12 protein-coding genes are annotated in these 14,156 nt (G+C 65.6%); 7 read left to right on the top strand and 5 right to left on the bottom strand.

Going from position 1 to position 14,156, the window contains the following annotated elements:
- Positions 1-71: 71 nt before the first annotated feature.
- The 7 genes from AC1DZ6_RS00675 (at position 72) to AC1DZ6_RS00705 (ending at position 8,728) form a co-directional block, all read left to right on the top strand.
- Complete coding sequence (locus AC1DZ6_RS00675; RefSeq protein ID WP_477095269.1) at positions 72-911, top strand: WecB/TagA/CpsF family glycosyltransferase; 840 nt, start codon at positions 72-74, stop codon at positions 909-911.
- Positions 912-925: 14 nt separating this feature from the next.
- The gene (locus AC1DZ6_RS00680; RefSeq protein ID WP_477095270.1) at positions 926-2,032 is read left to right on the top strand and encodes a glycosyltransferase; all 1,107 of its coding nucleotides are present in this window, start codon (positions 926-928) and stop codon (positions 2,030-2,032) included.
- A gap of 60 nt (positions 2,033-2,092) precedes the next feature.
- Positions 2,093-3,436, top strand: a complete 1,344-nt coding sequence (locus AC1DZ6_RS00685) for an O-antigen ligase family protein (protein ID WP_477095271.1) — start codon at positions 2,093-2,095, stop codon at positions 3,434-3,436.
- Between the two features lie 9 nt (positions 3,437-3,445).
- Positions 3,446-4,582 carry a glycosyltransferase family 4 protein gene (locus AC1DZ6_RS00690; RefSeq protein WP_477095272.1) on the top strand — a complete coding sequence of 379 codons (1,137 nt, stop codon included), beginning with the start codon at positions 3,446-3,448 and terminating at the stop codon, positions 4,580-4,582.
- A 24-nt stretch (positions 4,583-4,606) separates the two neighbouring features.
- Positions 4,607-5,800 carry a glycosyltransferase family 4 protein gene (locus AC1DZ6_RS00695; protein ID WP_477095273.1) on the top strand — a complete coding sequence of 398 codons (1,194 nt, stop codon included), beginning with the start codon at positions 4,607-4,609 and terminating at the stop codon, positions 5,798-5,800.
- Entirely contained in the window at positions 5,797-7,278 is a 1,482-nt protein-coding gene (locus AC1DZ6_RS00700; protein ID WP_477095274.1) for a lipopolysaccharide biosynthesis protein, read from the top strand. Before AC1DZ6_RS00695 ends, AC1DZ6_RS00700 begins: the two co-directional genes overlap by 4 nt.
- An 88-nt stretch (positions 7,279-7,366) precedes the next feature.
- Positions 7,367-8,728, top strand: coding sequence for a hypothetical protein (locus tag AC1DZ6_RS00705; protein ID WP_477095275.1), 1,362 nt, complete (start codon positions 7,367-7,369; stop codon positions 8,726-8,728).
- A gap of 14 nt (positions 8,729-8,742) precedes the next feature.
- Here AC1DZ6_RS00705 and AC1DZ6_RS00710 read toward each other — a convergent pair whose 3' ends face one another.
- From AC1DZ6_RS00710 to AC1DZ6_RS00730, 5 genes are all read right to left on the bottom strand, one after another.
- A complete protein-coding gene (locus AC1DZ6_RS00710; RefSeq protein ID WP_477095276.1) occupies positions 8,743-9,873 on the bottom strand; it encodes an acyltransferase family protein in 1,131 nt (376 codons plus the stop codon).
- 41 nt (positions 9,874-9,914) lie between these two features.
- Entirely contained in the window at positions 9,915-10,907 is a 993-nt protein-coding gene (locus tag AC1DZ6_RS00715; protein WP_477095277.1) for an NAD-dependent epimerase/dehydratase family protein, read from the bottom strand.
- The gene (locus tag AC1DZ6_RS00720) at positions 10,904-12,214 is read right to left on the bottom strand and encodes a UDP-glucose dehydrogenase family protein (protein WP_477095278.1); all 1,311 of its coding nucleotides are present in this window, start codon (positions 12,212-12,214) and stop codon (positions 10,904-10,906) included. The genes AC1DZ6_RS00715 and AC1DZ6_RS00720 overlap by 4 nt, the downstream gene beginning before the upstream one ends.
- Positions 12,215-12,408: 194 nt before the next feature.
- Positions 12,409-12,918 carry a polysaccharide biosynthesis/export family protein gene (locus tag AC1DZ6_RS00725; RefSeq protein WP_477095290.1) on the bottom strand — a complete coding sequence of 170 codons (510 nt, stop codon included), beginning with the start codon at positions 12,916-12,918 and terminating at the stop codon, positions 12,409-12,411.
- A gap of 221 nt (positions 12,919-13,139) precedes the next feature.
- Positions 13,140-14,012 carry a metallophosphoesterase gene (locus tag AC1DZ6_RS00730; protein WP_477095291.1) on the bottom strand — a complete coding sequence of 291 codons (873 nt, stop codon included), beginning with the start codon at positions 14,010-14,012 and terminating at the stop codon, positions 13,140-13,142.
- Between the last annotated feature and the right edge of the window lie 144 nt (positions 14,013-14,156).

Raw genomic sequence — 14,156 nt, forward strand, 5'->3', positions numbered from 1 at the left:
CTGTATGTGGTGCGGCCTTAGCGGAGTCCTTCCGCAGGGTAGCCGCGAGATAGATGATGAGACAGTACGCGATGACCACCGTGACCTCTGCTTCACGTCCCCTTGATTTCGCCACCGTCCCGATCGGCGGCTTCCATACCGTGATCGCCACTGCGGCGCAGTTCGCCGATCGCATGACGGCCGACTGCCTGGCGGCGCRCGCCGCGCGCGGGGCCGGTGCGTCGATTTCGCCGAAGCTGGCCTTCTCGTCCAATGGGCAAGGCGTTTCCCTGGCCGGCGTGGATCCCGAATTCGCCAGCGTGATGAACCAGGCCGACTTCGTGCACGCCGACGGCATGTCGGTGGTGTTCGCCTCGCGCCTACCCGGGCGGACGCGCCTGCCCGAGCGCATCGCCACCACCGACTTCTTCCACGATGCCGCCGAGGCCGCGATGAAGGCGGGCCTGAGCTTCTACATCCTGGGCGGCTCCGAAGAGCAGAATCTCAACGCCTACGACGCCATCCAAAAGCTCTATCCGACACTGCGGCTGGCGGGACGACGCAACGGCTATTTCAGCCGCGACGAGGACGCTGCGGTCTGCGCTCAGATCGTCGCCTCCGAGGCCGACGTCCTCTGGGTGGGACTGGGCAAGCCGCTACAGGAGCGCTGGTCGGTCGCCAATCGCGAGCGCCTGGCCGGGGTGGGCTGGCTGAAGACCTGCGGCGGCCTGTACGCCTTCCTCGCCGGCGAGGCGGTCCGTGCGCCCGCTTGGGCCCAGAGCGCCGGCCTGGAATGGGCTTGGCGGATGCTGCAGGAGCCGGGTCGTCTGGCCTGGCGTTATCTGGTCACAAACCCGCACGCCATATACCTGATGCTCACCGCTTCGGCCCCGCCGGCGCGCTCCAGCGCAGAGACCAAGGGTCAATGGTAGAAAACGTCGCGTCGGTGTCCGCCAAGACCTCCTCCAAGATCGCCGTCCTGCTGCACGACCTGCGCGGCGGTGGCGCCGAACGCGTGACGCTCAAGCTCGTCAAGGGCATGCTGGCGGCCGGCCGCGAGGTCGACGTGGTGCTGGTCAAGGCTAAGGGCGAGTATCTGGACCTCATCCCCAAGGGCGCGCGTCTGGTCGACCTGGACCGCCCTCACGTGCTGAACGCTGTCTTCGCCCTGGCGCGCTACCTGAACAAGGAACGGCCCCGGGCCCTGCTGGCCTCGCTGACCCACGTCAACATCCTGGCGGTCCTGGCCAAGCTGGTTTCCCGCTCGCCCACGCGGATCGTGATCAGCGAGCGCAACCAAATCAGCCTCAAGGTCTCGATGGCCAAGGGCCTGCGCGAGAAGCTGACCTACTTCACGGTTCCCGCGCTCTATCGCCTGGCCGATGATATCGTGGCGGTGTCCAAGGGCGTCGCCACGGACCTGGAGCGGTACGCCGGTTTCAAGCCCGGACGGGTCAAGGCTATCTACAATCCGGTCTACGATCATAGCATGACGCTGGCCGCCGCCGAGACCCCGGCGCATCCCTGGCTGGCGCCGGGCGCGCCTCCCGTCGTCCTGTCAGCCGGTCGACTGAACGAGCAGAAGGGTTTCGACGTCCTGATCGACGCCTTCGCCCAGGTGCGCCAGACCGCGCCCATTCGGCTGGTCATCATCGGGGAGGGCGACGAGCGCGCCGCCCTCCAGGCCCGTATTGACGACCTGGACCTGGCGGAACACGCCGATCTGGCCGGCTTCAACGCCAACCCATACGCGATGATGTCGCGCGCGGCGGTGTACGCCCTGAGCTCGCGGTTCGAGGGTCTGCCCGGCGCGCTGCTGGAAGCCATGGCTTGCGGAACCCCTGTGGTCGCCACCGATTGCCCCAGCGGCCCCGACGAGATCCTCGAAGGTGGCCTGTATGGCGCGCTGGTGCCGGTGAACGACGCCGCGGCCCTGGCCGCCGGCATCCTGAAGGCGCTGGACGAACCGCGCGGCAGGGGCCAGGCCCGCGCCAAGGCCTTTACCGTCGAGGCCTCCACCTCCACCTACCTCTCCGTCCTGGAAGACGCATGACCCGCGACAGCGACACTCGCCATCCAGGCTCCAGGCGACAAGCCTGGCCGGAGACCTCGTATGCGTAGCCCCCAACTCGCCCCTCCGACCCCGGTCCAGACGCCGTACGGCGCAGAGCGTGGTCCCGAATATTTCTACACCATCCTCGCGCTGCTGCTGCTGGCGGGCGCGATGGTGCCGGTGTTTACCGACCTAACGGGAAGCCGCAACGAGAGCTTCACCGACTCTAACCCCTACAAACTGATGGCGACGATCGCGACGTTCGCGATCGCCCTGGTGTTGCTGGTGCGCCGCCTCGACGCCACTATGCGGGTGCTCAGCAACAACCTGTTGGTGCTGTTCATCTTTCTCCTGCCGGTGATCTCGGTGTGCTGGAGCGTCGATCCGGGCGTGTCCTTCCGTCGGTCTCTGGCCCACTTCCTGACCGGCGCCTTCTGCATCTATCTGCGTGTGACCTTCACGCCGCAGCAGTTGATGCGGCGCTTCATGGTCGTGCTTCTGATCGCCGGCGTCTGCAGCCTGCTGTACGTGGTCCTATCTCCCGCGCACGGCATCCACCACGACATCGCCAATCCCGGCGCTTGGAAAGGCGTCTACGGCCACAAGAATTCGTTGGGCCGGGCCTGTGGCCTGAGCATTCTGATCGCGATGCTGTTTACGACCGAAAAGCGGTCCGACACCCGACTGCGCTATGCCCTGCTGGCGGTCGCCGCGGTGCTTCTGGTCTTCTCGCAATCGCGCACCAACTGGCTGATCCTGATGGCCTCGGCCTGCATCATTCCGCTGCTCGACTTCCTGCGTAATCCCCGGATCTCGTTGGGCATCCGACTGACTATCGTCCTAGTCGCCACCGGCATCCTATTCTTCGCGATCACCGAGGGCGGCGACATGCTGCTGCATTCGCTGGGCCGCGACGCCACCTTCTCGGGCCGCACCACGCTGTGGCGCGGCGTGGAGACGATCGTCGTCGACAACTATCTGGCGCTGGGGGCCGGTTATGGCGCCTTCTTCACCGAGGCCGGGGGCATCTACAAGCTGGCGCCCTACCTAGCCTTCTGGACGATGATCCCCGACCATGCCCACAGCGGCTATATCAACACCTTCGCCGACTTGGGCCTGCTGGGCGTCGGCGCCCTGGCGTTCTTCCTGATCAGCACCGTGGTGCTGCTGATCCGCCGGATCGTGGTCGAGCCAGGGAACAAGATCTGGCGGGCATATTTCGTGATCGTCTTCGCCTTCATCGTCTTCAACTTCAGCGAGACGGTGGCCTTCCGGCACAGCGACTTCGCATGGGCTCTGGTGATTATGGCCCACCTCTACGCCACCCCCACCCGGGTACGGGCCGTCGCCAAGAACTGGCGGCTGAAGGTGATCCCCGTCCGCTCGAACCTGCATATCGAGTAGGCCCGCGACATGACTTCATCTCCTCTCTCGATCGGCTTTCCCTATGTCGGCGACCAGATGGGCGGCAGCAGCATCTCGTCGCTGCTGCTGGCCCGCGCCCTGATCGCCCGCGGGCACAAGATCTACGCCCTGGTCCATGGCGAAGGCGTGATGAAGGACGAATGTGAGATGGCAGGGATGCGGATCATCGCTCTGCCGCCGCTGTCGTCCGTCGCCACCGACGACCGGCCGGACCGCTGGCGCCCCCATCACCTGACCGCCGTGCCGAAACTGGCCCTGAGCCTACGCTCGCACGGGCTGGACTTGGTCCACGTCAACGACCTGGCCAGCCTGCGGGCCTGGGCCCCAGCCGCCGCCCTGGCGGGCTTGCCGCTGATCACGCACTGGCGCAGCAACTATAAAAAGAGCCTGTCGGTCGACATCGGCCTACGGCTGTCGACCAAGGTCGTCGCCATCGCCCGCTACAATCAGGCCGCCCTGCCGGCCTGGGCCCAGGCCAAGTCGGTGGTCGAATATAATCCGGTCATCGAGTCCTATGACGACGCCGCCCGGGCCGAGGCGCGCGCGCGAATTCGTCGCCAGCTAGGCCTGAACGAGAAGACCAAGGTCATCGGCGTGTTCGGCGCCCACACCGTCCGCAAACGCACCCATGTGCTAGCCAACGTGCTCCATGCCCTGCCAGATATCGACGGCGCGCCCGTTATCGGCTTGGCTTGCGGCAAGAAGGCCGAGCCCTACGACCAGATCCTGGACCAGAAGATCGCCGAGTTTGGGCTGGAGAAGCGACTGATCCGCCCCGGTTTCGTCACGCCTGCGGGCGACTGGATGGCGGCGTGCGACATAGTGCTGGCCCCAGCGGAGCGCGAACCCTTCGGGCGCACCGCCTTCGAGGCCGCCCAGGCGGGCGCGCCGATCGTGATGTCCTCCGACAGTGGAGTCGCCGAATTAATTCAGGATGGCGTAGACGGTTATCTGGTGGCGCCGACCGACGTGCCGCTGTGGATCGAGCGTTCACGGACGCTGTTGCGCGATCGGCCGTTGGCCACGGCCATGGCCGCCGCGGCCCGCGCTGGTCTCGGCCAGTACGCGCCGAACCTGCACGCCGAGCGCATCGAACGGATCTATCACGCCGCTCTCTCCCGATGAGGCGGCCTCAGAGGCACGACCCGCATGGCTGATCCCGCCACCAGCAAGATGGTCGCCGGACCTCTGAAGATCATCTGCGTCGCCTCGTTCCTGAACGTCGCCGGCGCGCCCGAGGCGATCCTACGCCTGGGGCGACAGTTGCGCCATCGCGGCCACTCGGTCGAAAACTGGTTCCTCTACAAGAAGGGCGAAGTGCCGCTGGACCTGCGCTTCGATCGCGTCCTGCGCGACACGCCCCGGCCCAGCCTCCTGCAGTACGCTGGCCTGTTCCTGAAGCTGGTCGCCGACATTCGACGCGAAAAGCCGGACGTCGTGGTGGCCTTCTTGCCCCTGGCTAATGTGATGGCCCTGACGGCGGCGCGACTGGCGGGCGTGCGCGTGGCCGTGGCCTCGCAGCGTTCGCCCGGAGACACCTACGGCCGGATCATGCGGATCATGGATCGTCTGCTTGGTTCGATCGGCGTCTACAGCCGCGTCGTCTGCGTGTCGGAAGCAGTCGAACAATCGTTCTCCCGCTATCCCAAGCCCTACCGCGACCGCCTGTGTGTCGTGCACAACGGCATTGAATGGACGTCGTCCGGCCTGACGCGGGAAGCCGCACGGGCCAGGTTCGACCTGCCTGCAGAAGGCCTGGTCGCGGTCTCGGCCGGTCGCCTCTCGGCCCAGAAGAACTATCCCCTGCTGCTGGAGGCCCTAGCCCAGGCGCCCGGCGTCTTGGTGGTGATCGCCGGCGACGGCGAACTGCGCGAAGTCCTGGTCGCCCAGGCCCGCGACCTCGGGATCGCTGAGCGGGTGCGCTTCCTGGGCGCGATCGCCCGCGCGGACATCCCCGACCTGCTGAGGGCCTCCGATGTCTTCGTGCAGACCTCGCTGTTCGAGGGCCAAAGCAATGCGTTGCTGGAAGCCATGAACGAAGGCATGGCTACCTTGGTCGCCGACATTCCCGAGCAGCGCGAAACCCTGACCGACGCCCGGACCGGCGAACGGGTCGGTGAACTGGCCCCCATCGGCCAGCCGGAGGCCTGGGCCTCAGCGCTGGTCGGCCTGCGCGACGACCCCGCCCGCCGCGCAACCCTGGCCGCCGCCGCCAAGGCTCTGGTCGACCGCCAGTTCACCGTTGAACGCATGATCGCCGGATTCGAGGCGGCCATGACGGTCCACGCCGCCGTGGCGCTTACCCCACCACCCTCTCAACCTGTAGAGGCGCTCGACCCATGAATCTGAAGAAGCAATTCATTTCAGGATCGTTCTGGGTGATTGTCGGGCGCGGCTCATCCAATTTCATGAGCTTCCTAGTGTTCGCCGTGATCGCCCGCTTCCTGGGCCCGGCTGACTTCGGCCTGGTGGCGTTCGCTGCGATCTTCATCGACCTCTCCCGCGCCCTGGCGCTGTCGGGCATTCCCCAGGCCCTGATCCGAGGCGAGGAGTGGGACGAGAAGGTCGCCTCCACGGCGTTCTGGCTGAACATCATCTTCTCGGTCCTGCTGGCCCTGATTCTCAGCGCCGCCGTTGGGCCAGTGCTGGGGCACTTCTACGGTCAGCAGATCGCGATCGTGATCGCGATGCTGTCCCTAACCTTCGTCATCGAGTCGGTTAGCGCCGTCCACGAGGCCAAGCTGCGCCGCCAATTCGGCTATCGTGCGTTGGCCAATCGCTCGCTGGTTGGCACGATCGCTGGCGGCGTGGTCGGCGTCGGCATGGCCGTCTCAGGTTTCGGGATCTGGGCGCTGGTGGGCAGCCGCCTAGCCAACTCCATCATCCAATCGATCACCCTTTGGGCGACTGTGCGCTGGAACCCGCAGCTCACCTTTTCGAAGCGGCACGCAGGCGAGCTGATGTCCTACGGGGCGCACCTGGGCAGCTCAGCCATCCTAGGTAAGCTGAACCTCAAGACCGCCGAGATCGTCATCGGCGTGTTCGCCAACACCGTCGGCGTGGGTCTGTACCGAGTGGGCTCGCGCACCGTCACCATGATCAACGACGCCGTCGTCGCCCCCCTGCAGACCACGGCCCTGTCGGCGCTCTCTCGGGCCAACGAGCGGGGAAACCTGGCCAGCGCCTATCTGCGGATCATCAAGTCCTGCGGCCTGTTCGCCTTCCCCGTCTATTTGGGCACCGCGGTGATCGCGCCGGACTTCACCACCATCTTCTTCGGCGCGCGCTGGGTCAGCAGCGGATCGATTATGTCGATGCTGGCCATCGGCGGGGCGGCCCAAACCGTCCTAGCCTTCACCCACCCCGCCCTGGTCGCCGTCGGTCGCACCCGTTTTGTGTTCCTCAACAGCCTGTTCAACGTGGGCATCAACGTCGTGATTGCCCTGATCATGGTGCACTGGGGCGCCGAGGCGGTGGCGCTGGGCTACAGCATCCGTGCCTATGTCGCCATTCCGTTCGCCCTATTCTTCCTGCGCAAGGCCCTCGACCTGGAGCCCATGGACATCCTCAGGGGCATCTTCCCCACCTTCCTTGCCAGCGTCGTCATGGCCGGCGTGCTCTATATGGCCAGGGAGCACCTGTTGCAGCACATCCATCCCTTGCCCCGCATGCTGGGCATGGTCGCCGCTGGGGGCGTGATCTACACCGCCACCCTGTGGGTGGTAGGCCGCAAGTTCGTTTTGGAGATCAAGGACGAGATCCAGCCGCTGCTGTCGGGTTTGAAGTTCGGCAAGAAGGCGCCCGTCTCGGTCGACGAATGAAGTCCGGACGCTGGGCGTGAGGACACAAAACGGACCAAACCGTCGGCGAAGCTCAGGACCTGCTGCGGGGTGCGCATTTGGCCGAGGCTTGTTCATGGCGACCCCAGCAGCGGCTCCTGGCCGTCTAGTCGAGGCCTGCATCTTCAGCGCCCTAGGACTGGCGCTTGCCCAGCCCGCCTTTGCCCGGCCTGAGAACGCAGCCCCGGCCGTCGATGCCGTCGTGGCTGGCGCCAGCACCAAGGGCGGGCTGGCGACCGAGACCCAGATCATTCACGTCACCAACCTGGACGACGACGGGCCGGGCTCGCTGCGGGCGGCGCTGGACCTCAAGGGTCCGMGGGTAATTGTCTTCGACGTCGGCGGTGCGATCAACCTAGAGAGCGACGTCAAGATCCACGAGCCCTACGTGACCGTCGCCGGTCAGACTGCGCCCACGCCCGGCATCAGCCTTTGGCACGCAGCGGTACGGATCCGCACCCACGACGTGGTGATCCAGCATATCGCGGTACGCTCAGGACCCTCGGACTCGGTTAAGATCAACGGCAACCGCGACGCGATCAGCATCGACGGCAATTCCAGCTCGGGCGACGACAACCATTCCTACCAAGTGCGCTTGGAAAACGTCAGCGCCAGTTGGTCGGTCGATGAGGCCATGAGCCTCTGGTACCCCACAACCCGACAGGTCACCGTGCGCCACAGCATCATCGCCGAGGCTCTAAACAACGCCGGGCACCCGAAGGGCCACCATTCTATGGGCCTGTTAATCGGCGCGAACGTCCAGACGGTGGCGATTACCGGTAACCTGCTGGCCAGCAACGTATTCCGCAACCCCGTGATGGGCAAAGGAACTTCCGCCTTCGTGGCCAACAACTACATCGTCAATCCCGGCCAGAATGCGATCCACTTCTACAACCGAGGCTCGGACGCTCCGACCCTCGCCAGCGTGGTCAACAATGTCGTCGAGGCTGGACCCAACACCAAGAAGACCATCGCAGGGGTGCTGATCCCGATGGGGCTGACCGGCGAGGACACCGCAGACCGCATCTTCGTCGAAGGTAACCAGATGGAGATCGGGCCTTGGGGCCAGGACATCAGGGTGGGGCCAGGACTAGTACTGGCGCGGGAGCCGCCGATCTGGGCCAGGGGCTGGCCGCTCAAGGCCGTCGAAATGGTGAAGATCGACGTGCTGCGCCATGCCGGCGCTCGGCCAGCCGACCGCGATCCGACCGACCGGCGGTTGATCGACCAAATCCAGGCGGGCGAGGAGAAGGTGGTCGACAGTCCGCCCGAGACCGGCCGCTTCGAGATCGTGACACGTCGCGTGGCCCAGGTTCCCAGGAATCCATCGACGACGGCCGCCGACGGGCGCACGCGACTGGAGACTTGGCTCTGCGACCAGCACTTCGCGGTCGGCGGCGCGCCTTCGGACGACTGCCCAGCCAGTCGCTGAGCCAATCTGAGCGGCTAGACCGCCGGCTGTTCACGGCGCTGGCGCTCCGCCTCTGTTCTACGCCGCCAGGCCTCGGCGAAGAAGGCCATCAGGCGACGCTCCACCGTCACGTGGACCAGATAGCCGCCGCTGATCATAAGGCCGACCAAGATCGGGAAATAGATGGTCGACGCCAGCGGCGAGGTCTGGTGCAGCTTGATGAACGCCTTATCCGCGATCCAGCCGATCAGCCAGTGGGTGAGATAAATTGAGTAGGACGCGTCGCCCAGCGCCGTCAGTACGCGCCCGGCCAGGGAGGTCTCGGGCGACGCCCCACGCGCCGTCACTAGGCCGAACACGATCGCGCCGCACAGTAGTCCCGCCACCAGCACCTGACCGGTCAGGTTCGAAAGCACACCGGCGAAGGCCGGCCAGACAAGCCCGCCTGCAAACAGGACGACCATGGCGACCATCGACATCGTCAGGGCCCATCGCGTCCGCCAGCGCTGGCTGAGATAGTAAACGCCGGCCCCCACCGCGAACTCGAAGTAGCGCGGGCTGAGGAAGGGCGCCGCATAGCCCTGGGCGTTAATGAGCCCGGCTGTGTTGGCGACAATCAGCACGGCCCAGAGGGCGATCAGCGCCGCCCCGATCCGCCGGCTGAGGATCAGCAGGGAGAAGATCGCGTAGAACGACACCTCGAACACCAGCGTCCAGGCCACGCCGATGATCTGCCCGCCCGGTAAGTTGGGCAGCAGGAAAAAGCAGCGGATTAGGCTGCCGACATCCCGCGCCGTGCCGTCGCCGGCGCTGGGCACGACGAAGTAGAGTGGGATCACCAGGGCGAACAGCAGCCAATAGAGCGGATAGATCCGGGTGGCGCGGCGATACGCGTAGCGCTTCAGCGTCTCCGGCCGGCCGATGTCCCGGGAATGAATGTAGAAGATGATGAAGCCGCTGATGACAAAGAACAGATCGACGCCCAGCTTGCCGAACTGAAAGATCCCGAAGCCCGCGAGATCCTGAGCATGTTTCATCACACGCTCGGAGGCATGAAAACAGCAAACCGAAATGGCCGCGACCGCTCGACCGCACTGCAGCCAGTCGAGCTTCTGCCGCTCGGGCTGCGCCGGATCGGTCGACAAAGTCGGTGCGATTTCAGCCATCCGCCCGTCCTGCGTCTATTACATCGCCGCGGCGATGGGGACTATTTGCCGTGAAACGTCGGCCACCATTCGGCGAACCGCCCCAGGCCTTCCGCCAGCTTCACCTTCGGCTTGTAGCCGGTCAGGGTGTTCAGCTTGGAAATGTCGGCATAGGTGGCCGTGACGTCGCCGGGCTGCATCGGGCGCATGATCTTGACCGCCTCGCGACCGATGGCGTTTTCCAGCGTCGTGATCATCTCCATCAGGCCGACGGGATCGTTGTCGCCGATGTTGTAGATCTCATGGCCGCCCTGAGCGGGAGGGTTGTCCAGCACGCCGACGATCCCGTCGACGATGTCGTCGATATAGGTGAAGTCGCGGGCCATCTTGCCCTCGCCATAGACCTCGATGGGCTCGCCCTTGAGGATCTTCTGGGTGAAGCCGTAATAGGCCATGTCCGGACGGCCCCACGGTCCGTAGACGGTGAAGAACCGCAGGCCCGACATCGGGAAGCCGTACAGCTTGGCGTAGCTGATGCTCATCAGCTCGTTGGCGCGCTTGGTGGCGGCGTACAGCGACACCGGCGCGTCGACCGCGTCGCTCTCCTTGAAGCCGGCGCCCTCGCCGCCCGCCAGGGACTGCGGGCGATCCCCGTAGACCGAGCTGGACGACGCGTAGACCAGGTGGGTCACGCCGTTGTGGCGCGCGGCTTCCAGCAAAGACAGGTGGCCGGCCAGGTTGGAGCGCTGATAGGCGAACGGATTGTCGATCGAGTAGCGCACCCCGGCCTGGGCGGCCAGGTGGACGATCCGCTTTGCGCCGCTGGACCTGACCAGGTCCATCACCGCCGCGTGGTCGGCGATATCGAGGCGAACCATGGTGAAGCCCGGCCGCCCGTCGAGACGGGCGGCGCGGGCGGCCTTGAGGGCGGGGTCATAATAGTCGTTGAAGACGTCGACGCCGATCACCGTCTCGCCGCGGTCGAGCAAGCGCTCGGCCACGTGCATGCCGATGAAGCCGGCGGCGCCGGTGACGATGACCGGCCCGTCGCTCATGCGCCCCGTCCGATGGAGGCGTAGGTGAATCCGGCGCGGACCATTTCGGCGGGCTTGTAGACGTTGCGCAGGTCGACGATGACGGGGGCCTTGAGCAGGGTCTTGAGGCGCTCCAGGTCCAGGGCGCGGAACTGGTCCCACTCGGTGATGATCACCAGCACGTCGGCGTCCTGGGCGGCCTCGTAGGGGCCGGCCACGAACGTCACGCCCGGCAGCATGTGAGCCGCTTCCTTGGCGCCTTCCGGATCGAAGGCCTGGACCTTGGCGCCCTTGGCGATCAGGGCCGGCAGGATGTCCAGGCTGGGGGCGTCACGCATGTCGTCGGTGTTGGGCTTGAAGGTCACGCCCAGCACCCCGACGGTCTTGCCCGACAGGTCGTCGGTGCCCAGAACGGCGGCGACCTTCTCGGCCATGGCCTTCTTGCGCGCGTCGTTGACCGCGACGGTGGCCTCGATCAGCTTGACCGGCGCGCCGTACTGCTGGGCCGTGCGCACCAGGGCGATGGTGTCCTTGGGGAAGCACGAGCCGCCGTAGCCCGGACCGGCGTTGAGGAACTTGCCGCCGATGCGCTTGTCCAGGCCGATGCCGCGGGCCACCTGCTGCACGTCGGCCCCGACCTTTTCGCACAGGTCGGCCATCTCGTTGATGAAGGTGATCTTCATGGCCAGGAAGGCGTTGGCCGCGTACTTGATCAGCTCGCTGGTGCGGCGGCCGGTGAAGACGATCGGCGTCTCGTTCAGCGACAGCGGGCGGTAGAGCTCGCGCATCACCGCCTGGGCGCGTTCGTCCTCGGTGCCGACCACAACCCGGTCGGGACGCTTGAAGTCCTCGATCGCCGCGCCTTCGCGCAGAAACTCGGGGTTGGAGACCACGGCGAACTGGGCGTCCGGGCGGGCCTTCTTGATGATCGCCTCGACCTCGTCGCCGGTGCCGACCGGCACGGTCGACTTGGTGACGATCACGGTGAAGCCGTCGATCAGGCCGGCGATCTCCTCGGCGGCCGCATAGACGTAAGAGAGGTCGGCATGGCCGTCGCCGCGCCGGGTCGGGGTGCCCACCGCGATGAACACCGCGTCGGCCTCCTTGATCGCCTGGGCGCCTTCCAGGGTGAAGAACAGCCGGCTCTCGCGCACGTTGCGCGCCACCAGGTCGTCCAGCCCCGGCTCGAAGATCGGGATCTCACCCTTCTCCAGCCGCTCGATCTTGTTCGGATCCTTGTCGATGCACGTCACCACGTGACCGAAATCGGCGAAACACGCCCCAGACACCAGCCCCACATAGCCGGTGCCGATCATCGCTACGCGCATAGCATCCCCATTCCAAAAACCCCGCTCAATGTAGCGGGACAAAGGCAGTTACGAACCTCGTCGCCCAACTCCGCGACGCAAACAACCGGAAACGCTCGGGAGGAGAGCGCGGACCTGAAAGCTCCGGTGCGAGCGCCACGGCTTTGGGCGGGTCGGCCCAGTTGACGAGCAGGCACGAAATCGCGCCCGAGTGACTAGAAGAACCGTTCGCCGATGCGAATGGTGTCGCCAGGCGCAACGGTGGTCGACGGCTCCAAGGTCGTTTTGACCTCGGTCGTCGCGCCGTCGCGCTTGATGTAGACCTGTTTCTTGTCGGCGCGATAGGTGTAGCCGCCGGCGGTCGCCACGGCGTTCAACACGGTGAGGCCCGACGTATAGGGATAGGTGCCGGGCTTGGTCACTTCGCCTAGGATATAGAAGGGGCGGAAGCCGAGAACCTCGGCGCTCACGCGGGGCTCCTTGAGGTAGCCGTCGCTGAGCGATTTCTGCACCGCTTCCTGGAACTCGCCGACCTTGAGGCCGGCGGCCCTCACCTCGCCGACCAGCGGCAGGGAGACCAGACCGCTGCCGGTCACGAAGAATTCGCCCGACAGGTCGGGCTCGCCGTAGACGGTCACCCGCACTTTGTCGCCCGAACCCAGACGGTAGTCTGTGTCCGTCGCCGTGGCGATCGTTGGGTCCGTCGCCGGTCGAGCCGCGGGCATGGCGGGTGCGGGCGTGCCGGAAACGGCCGGCGGCGGAAAGGGAGTCATGTCCTGCGCAAGGGCCGGAGCCGCCTGCAAGCTGACCAGGGCAATGACGAGCGACAGCGTCACGCGGTTCCAGAAACGCCGAGCAGTAGTCATCGGGTAAGTGTTCTCAAGATTACGTCAGTCCCTATGGTCGCCGTCATGGCATGTGTATGTGACGCGGACAAGGCGAAGCGCTATGCGCGAAGAGACTTTCGGGCCTGGAGCACAGCTGGCGGACTCTCAGTCAAGCGAACGGCGGTCAGGACGCCCGTCGCATAGGCGCCCGTGTCGACATTGATCCGATCGCGACCGACGAACGGTTCGTCGTCCGGCGTATGGCCGTGGACGACCACGCAGTCGAGACGATGCGGCAGGGTCAGGAAGTCGTTGCGGATCCACAGCAGGTCCTCGGACTCCTGAAGGTCCCACGGGACCCCGGGGCGGACGCCGGCGTGCACGAAGAGGTAGTCGCCGTAGCGGGCCGACAGCTCCAGCGCCCGCAGCCACGCCAGATGCTCAGCCGGCAAAACTTCGCGAAACCGCTCCTGGACCGCGCGCCAGCTGTCGGCGTCGCCACGCCCCGGCGGCCGCGTCACGCCGTAAGAGGCCAAGGTCTCGCCCCCGCCGAACTCGACCCAGGAAGGGCCGACCTCCGCGGAGTCGAGAAACTGCAGCAAGGTCTGCTCGTGATTGCCCATCAGGGTTCGGATCTCGAAGCCGCTCCCGCGCTCGCACACCTGCTTCAGGCCGATCAGCCGGTCGATGACCGTCTTCGAGGCCGGGCCGCGATCGATGTAGTCGCCTACAAAGATCAGTACCGGCCGCTCCTTGGGCGCGTGCGACGCAACGTCGGCGGCGATGATGTCCAGCAAGTCGTCCATCAGGTCGAGGCGCCCGTGAACGTCGCCGATAGCGTAAACGAGGCGCCCCCCGGTCGAGGCGGCGACCTTCGCGGCGGCGCGGTTCTTGGAACGGAGAAAATTGAAACGCATCGGTTGGCCAATCGGCACAGCTGGGACGCACAGACGCCCAGTTCTGACGGGCGGCAACTTGCCCCACCCCTTCACGACGATCAACCGCTCAGCAACGAGGATAACAGATAATATACCATATCCCGAAATGTATGATTTACACAGTTATAACGGTTTCATTTACCAATAATTCCTTAGTTACCAAAAGAATTGACATAGACATTACCTCGTCTTTTGATC

Source organism: Caulobacter sp. P1_B12_2, assembly GCF_056406675.1.

What these genes read in the sequence shown, in the direction of transcription:
- AC1DZ6_RS00715 (WP_477095277.1), bottom strand. Translation starts at nt 10,907, where the DNA reads ATGAGCGACGGGCCGGTCATCGTCACCGGCGCCGCCGGCTTCATCGGC.
- AC1DZ6_RS00725 (WP_477095290.1), bottom strand. Translation starts at nt 12,918, where the DNA reads ATGCCCGCGGCTCGACCGGCGACGGACCCAACGATCGCCACGGCGACG.
- AC1DZ6_RS00700 (WP_477095274.1), top strand. Translation starts at nt 5,797, where the DNA reads ATGAATCTGAAGAAGCAATTCATTTCAGGATCGTTCTGGGTGATTGTC.
- AC1DZ6_RS00720 (WP_477095278.1), bottom strand. Translation starts at nt 12,214, where the DNA reads ATGCGCGTAGCGATGATCGGCACCGGCTATGTGGGGCTGGTGTCTGGG.
- AC1DZ6_RS00685 (WP_477095271.1), top strand. Translation starts at nt 2,093, where the DNA reads ATGCGTAGCCCCCAACTCGCCCCTCCGACCCCGGTCCAGACGCCGTAC.
- AC1DZ6_RS00710 (WP_477095276.1), bottom strand. Translation starts at nt 9,873, where the DNA reads ATGGCTGAAATCGCACCGACTTTGTCGACCGATCCGGCGCAGCCCGAG.
- AC1DZ6_RS00695 (WP_477095273.1), top strand. Translation starts at nt 4,607, where the DNA reads ATGGCTGATCCCGCCACCAGCAAGATGGTCGCCGGACCTCTGAAGATC.
- AC1DZ6_RS00690 (WP_477095272.1), top strand. Translation starts at nt 3,446, where the DNA reads ATGACTTCATCTCCTCTCTCGATCGGCTTTCCCTATGTCGGCGACCAG.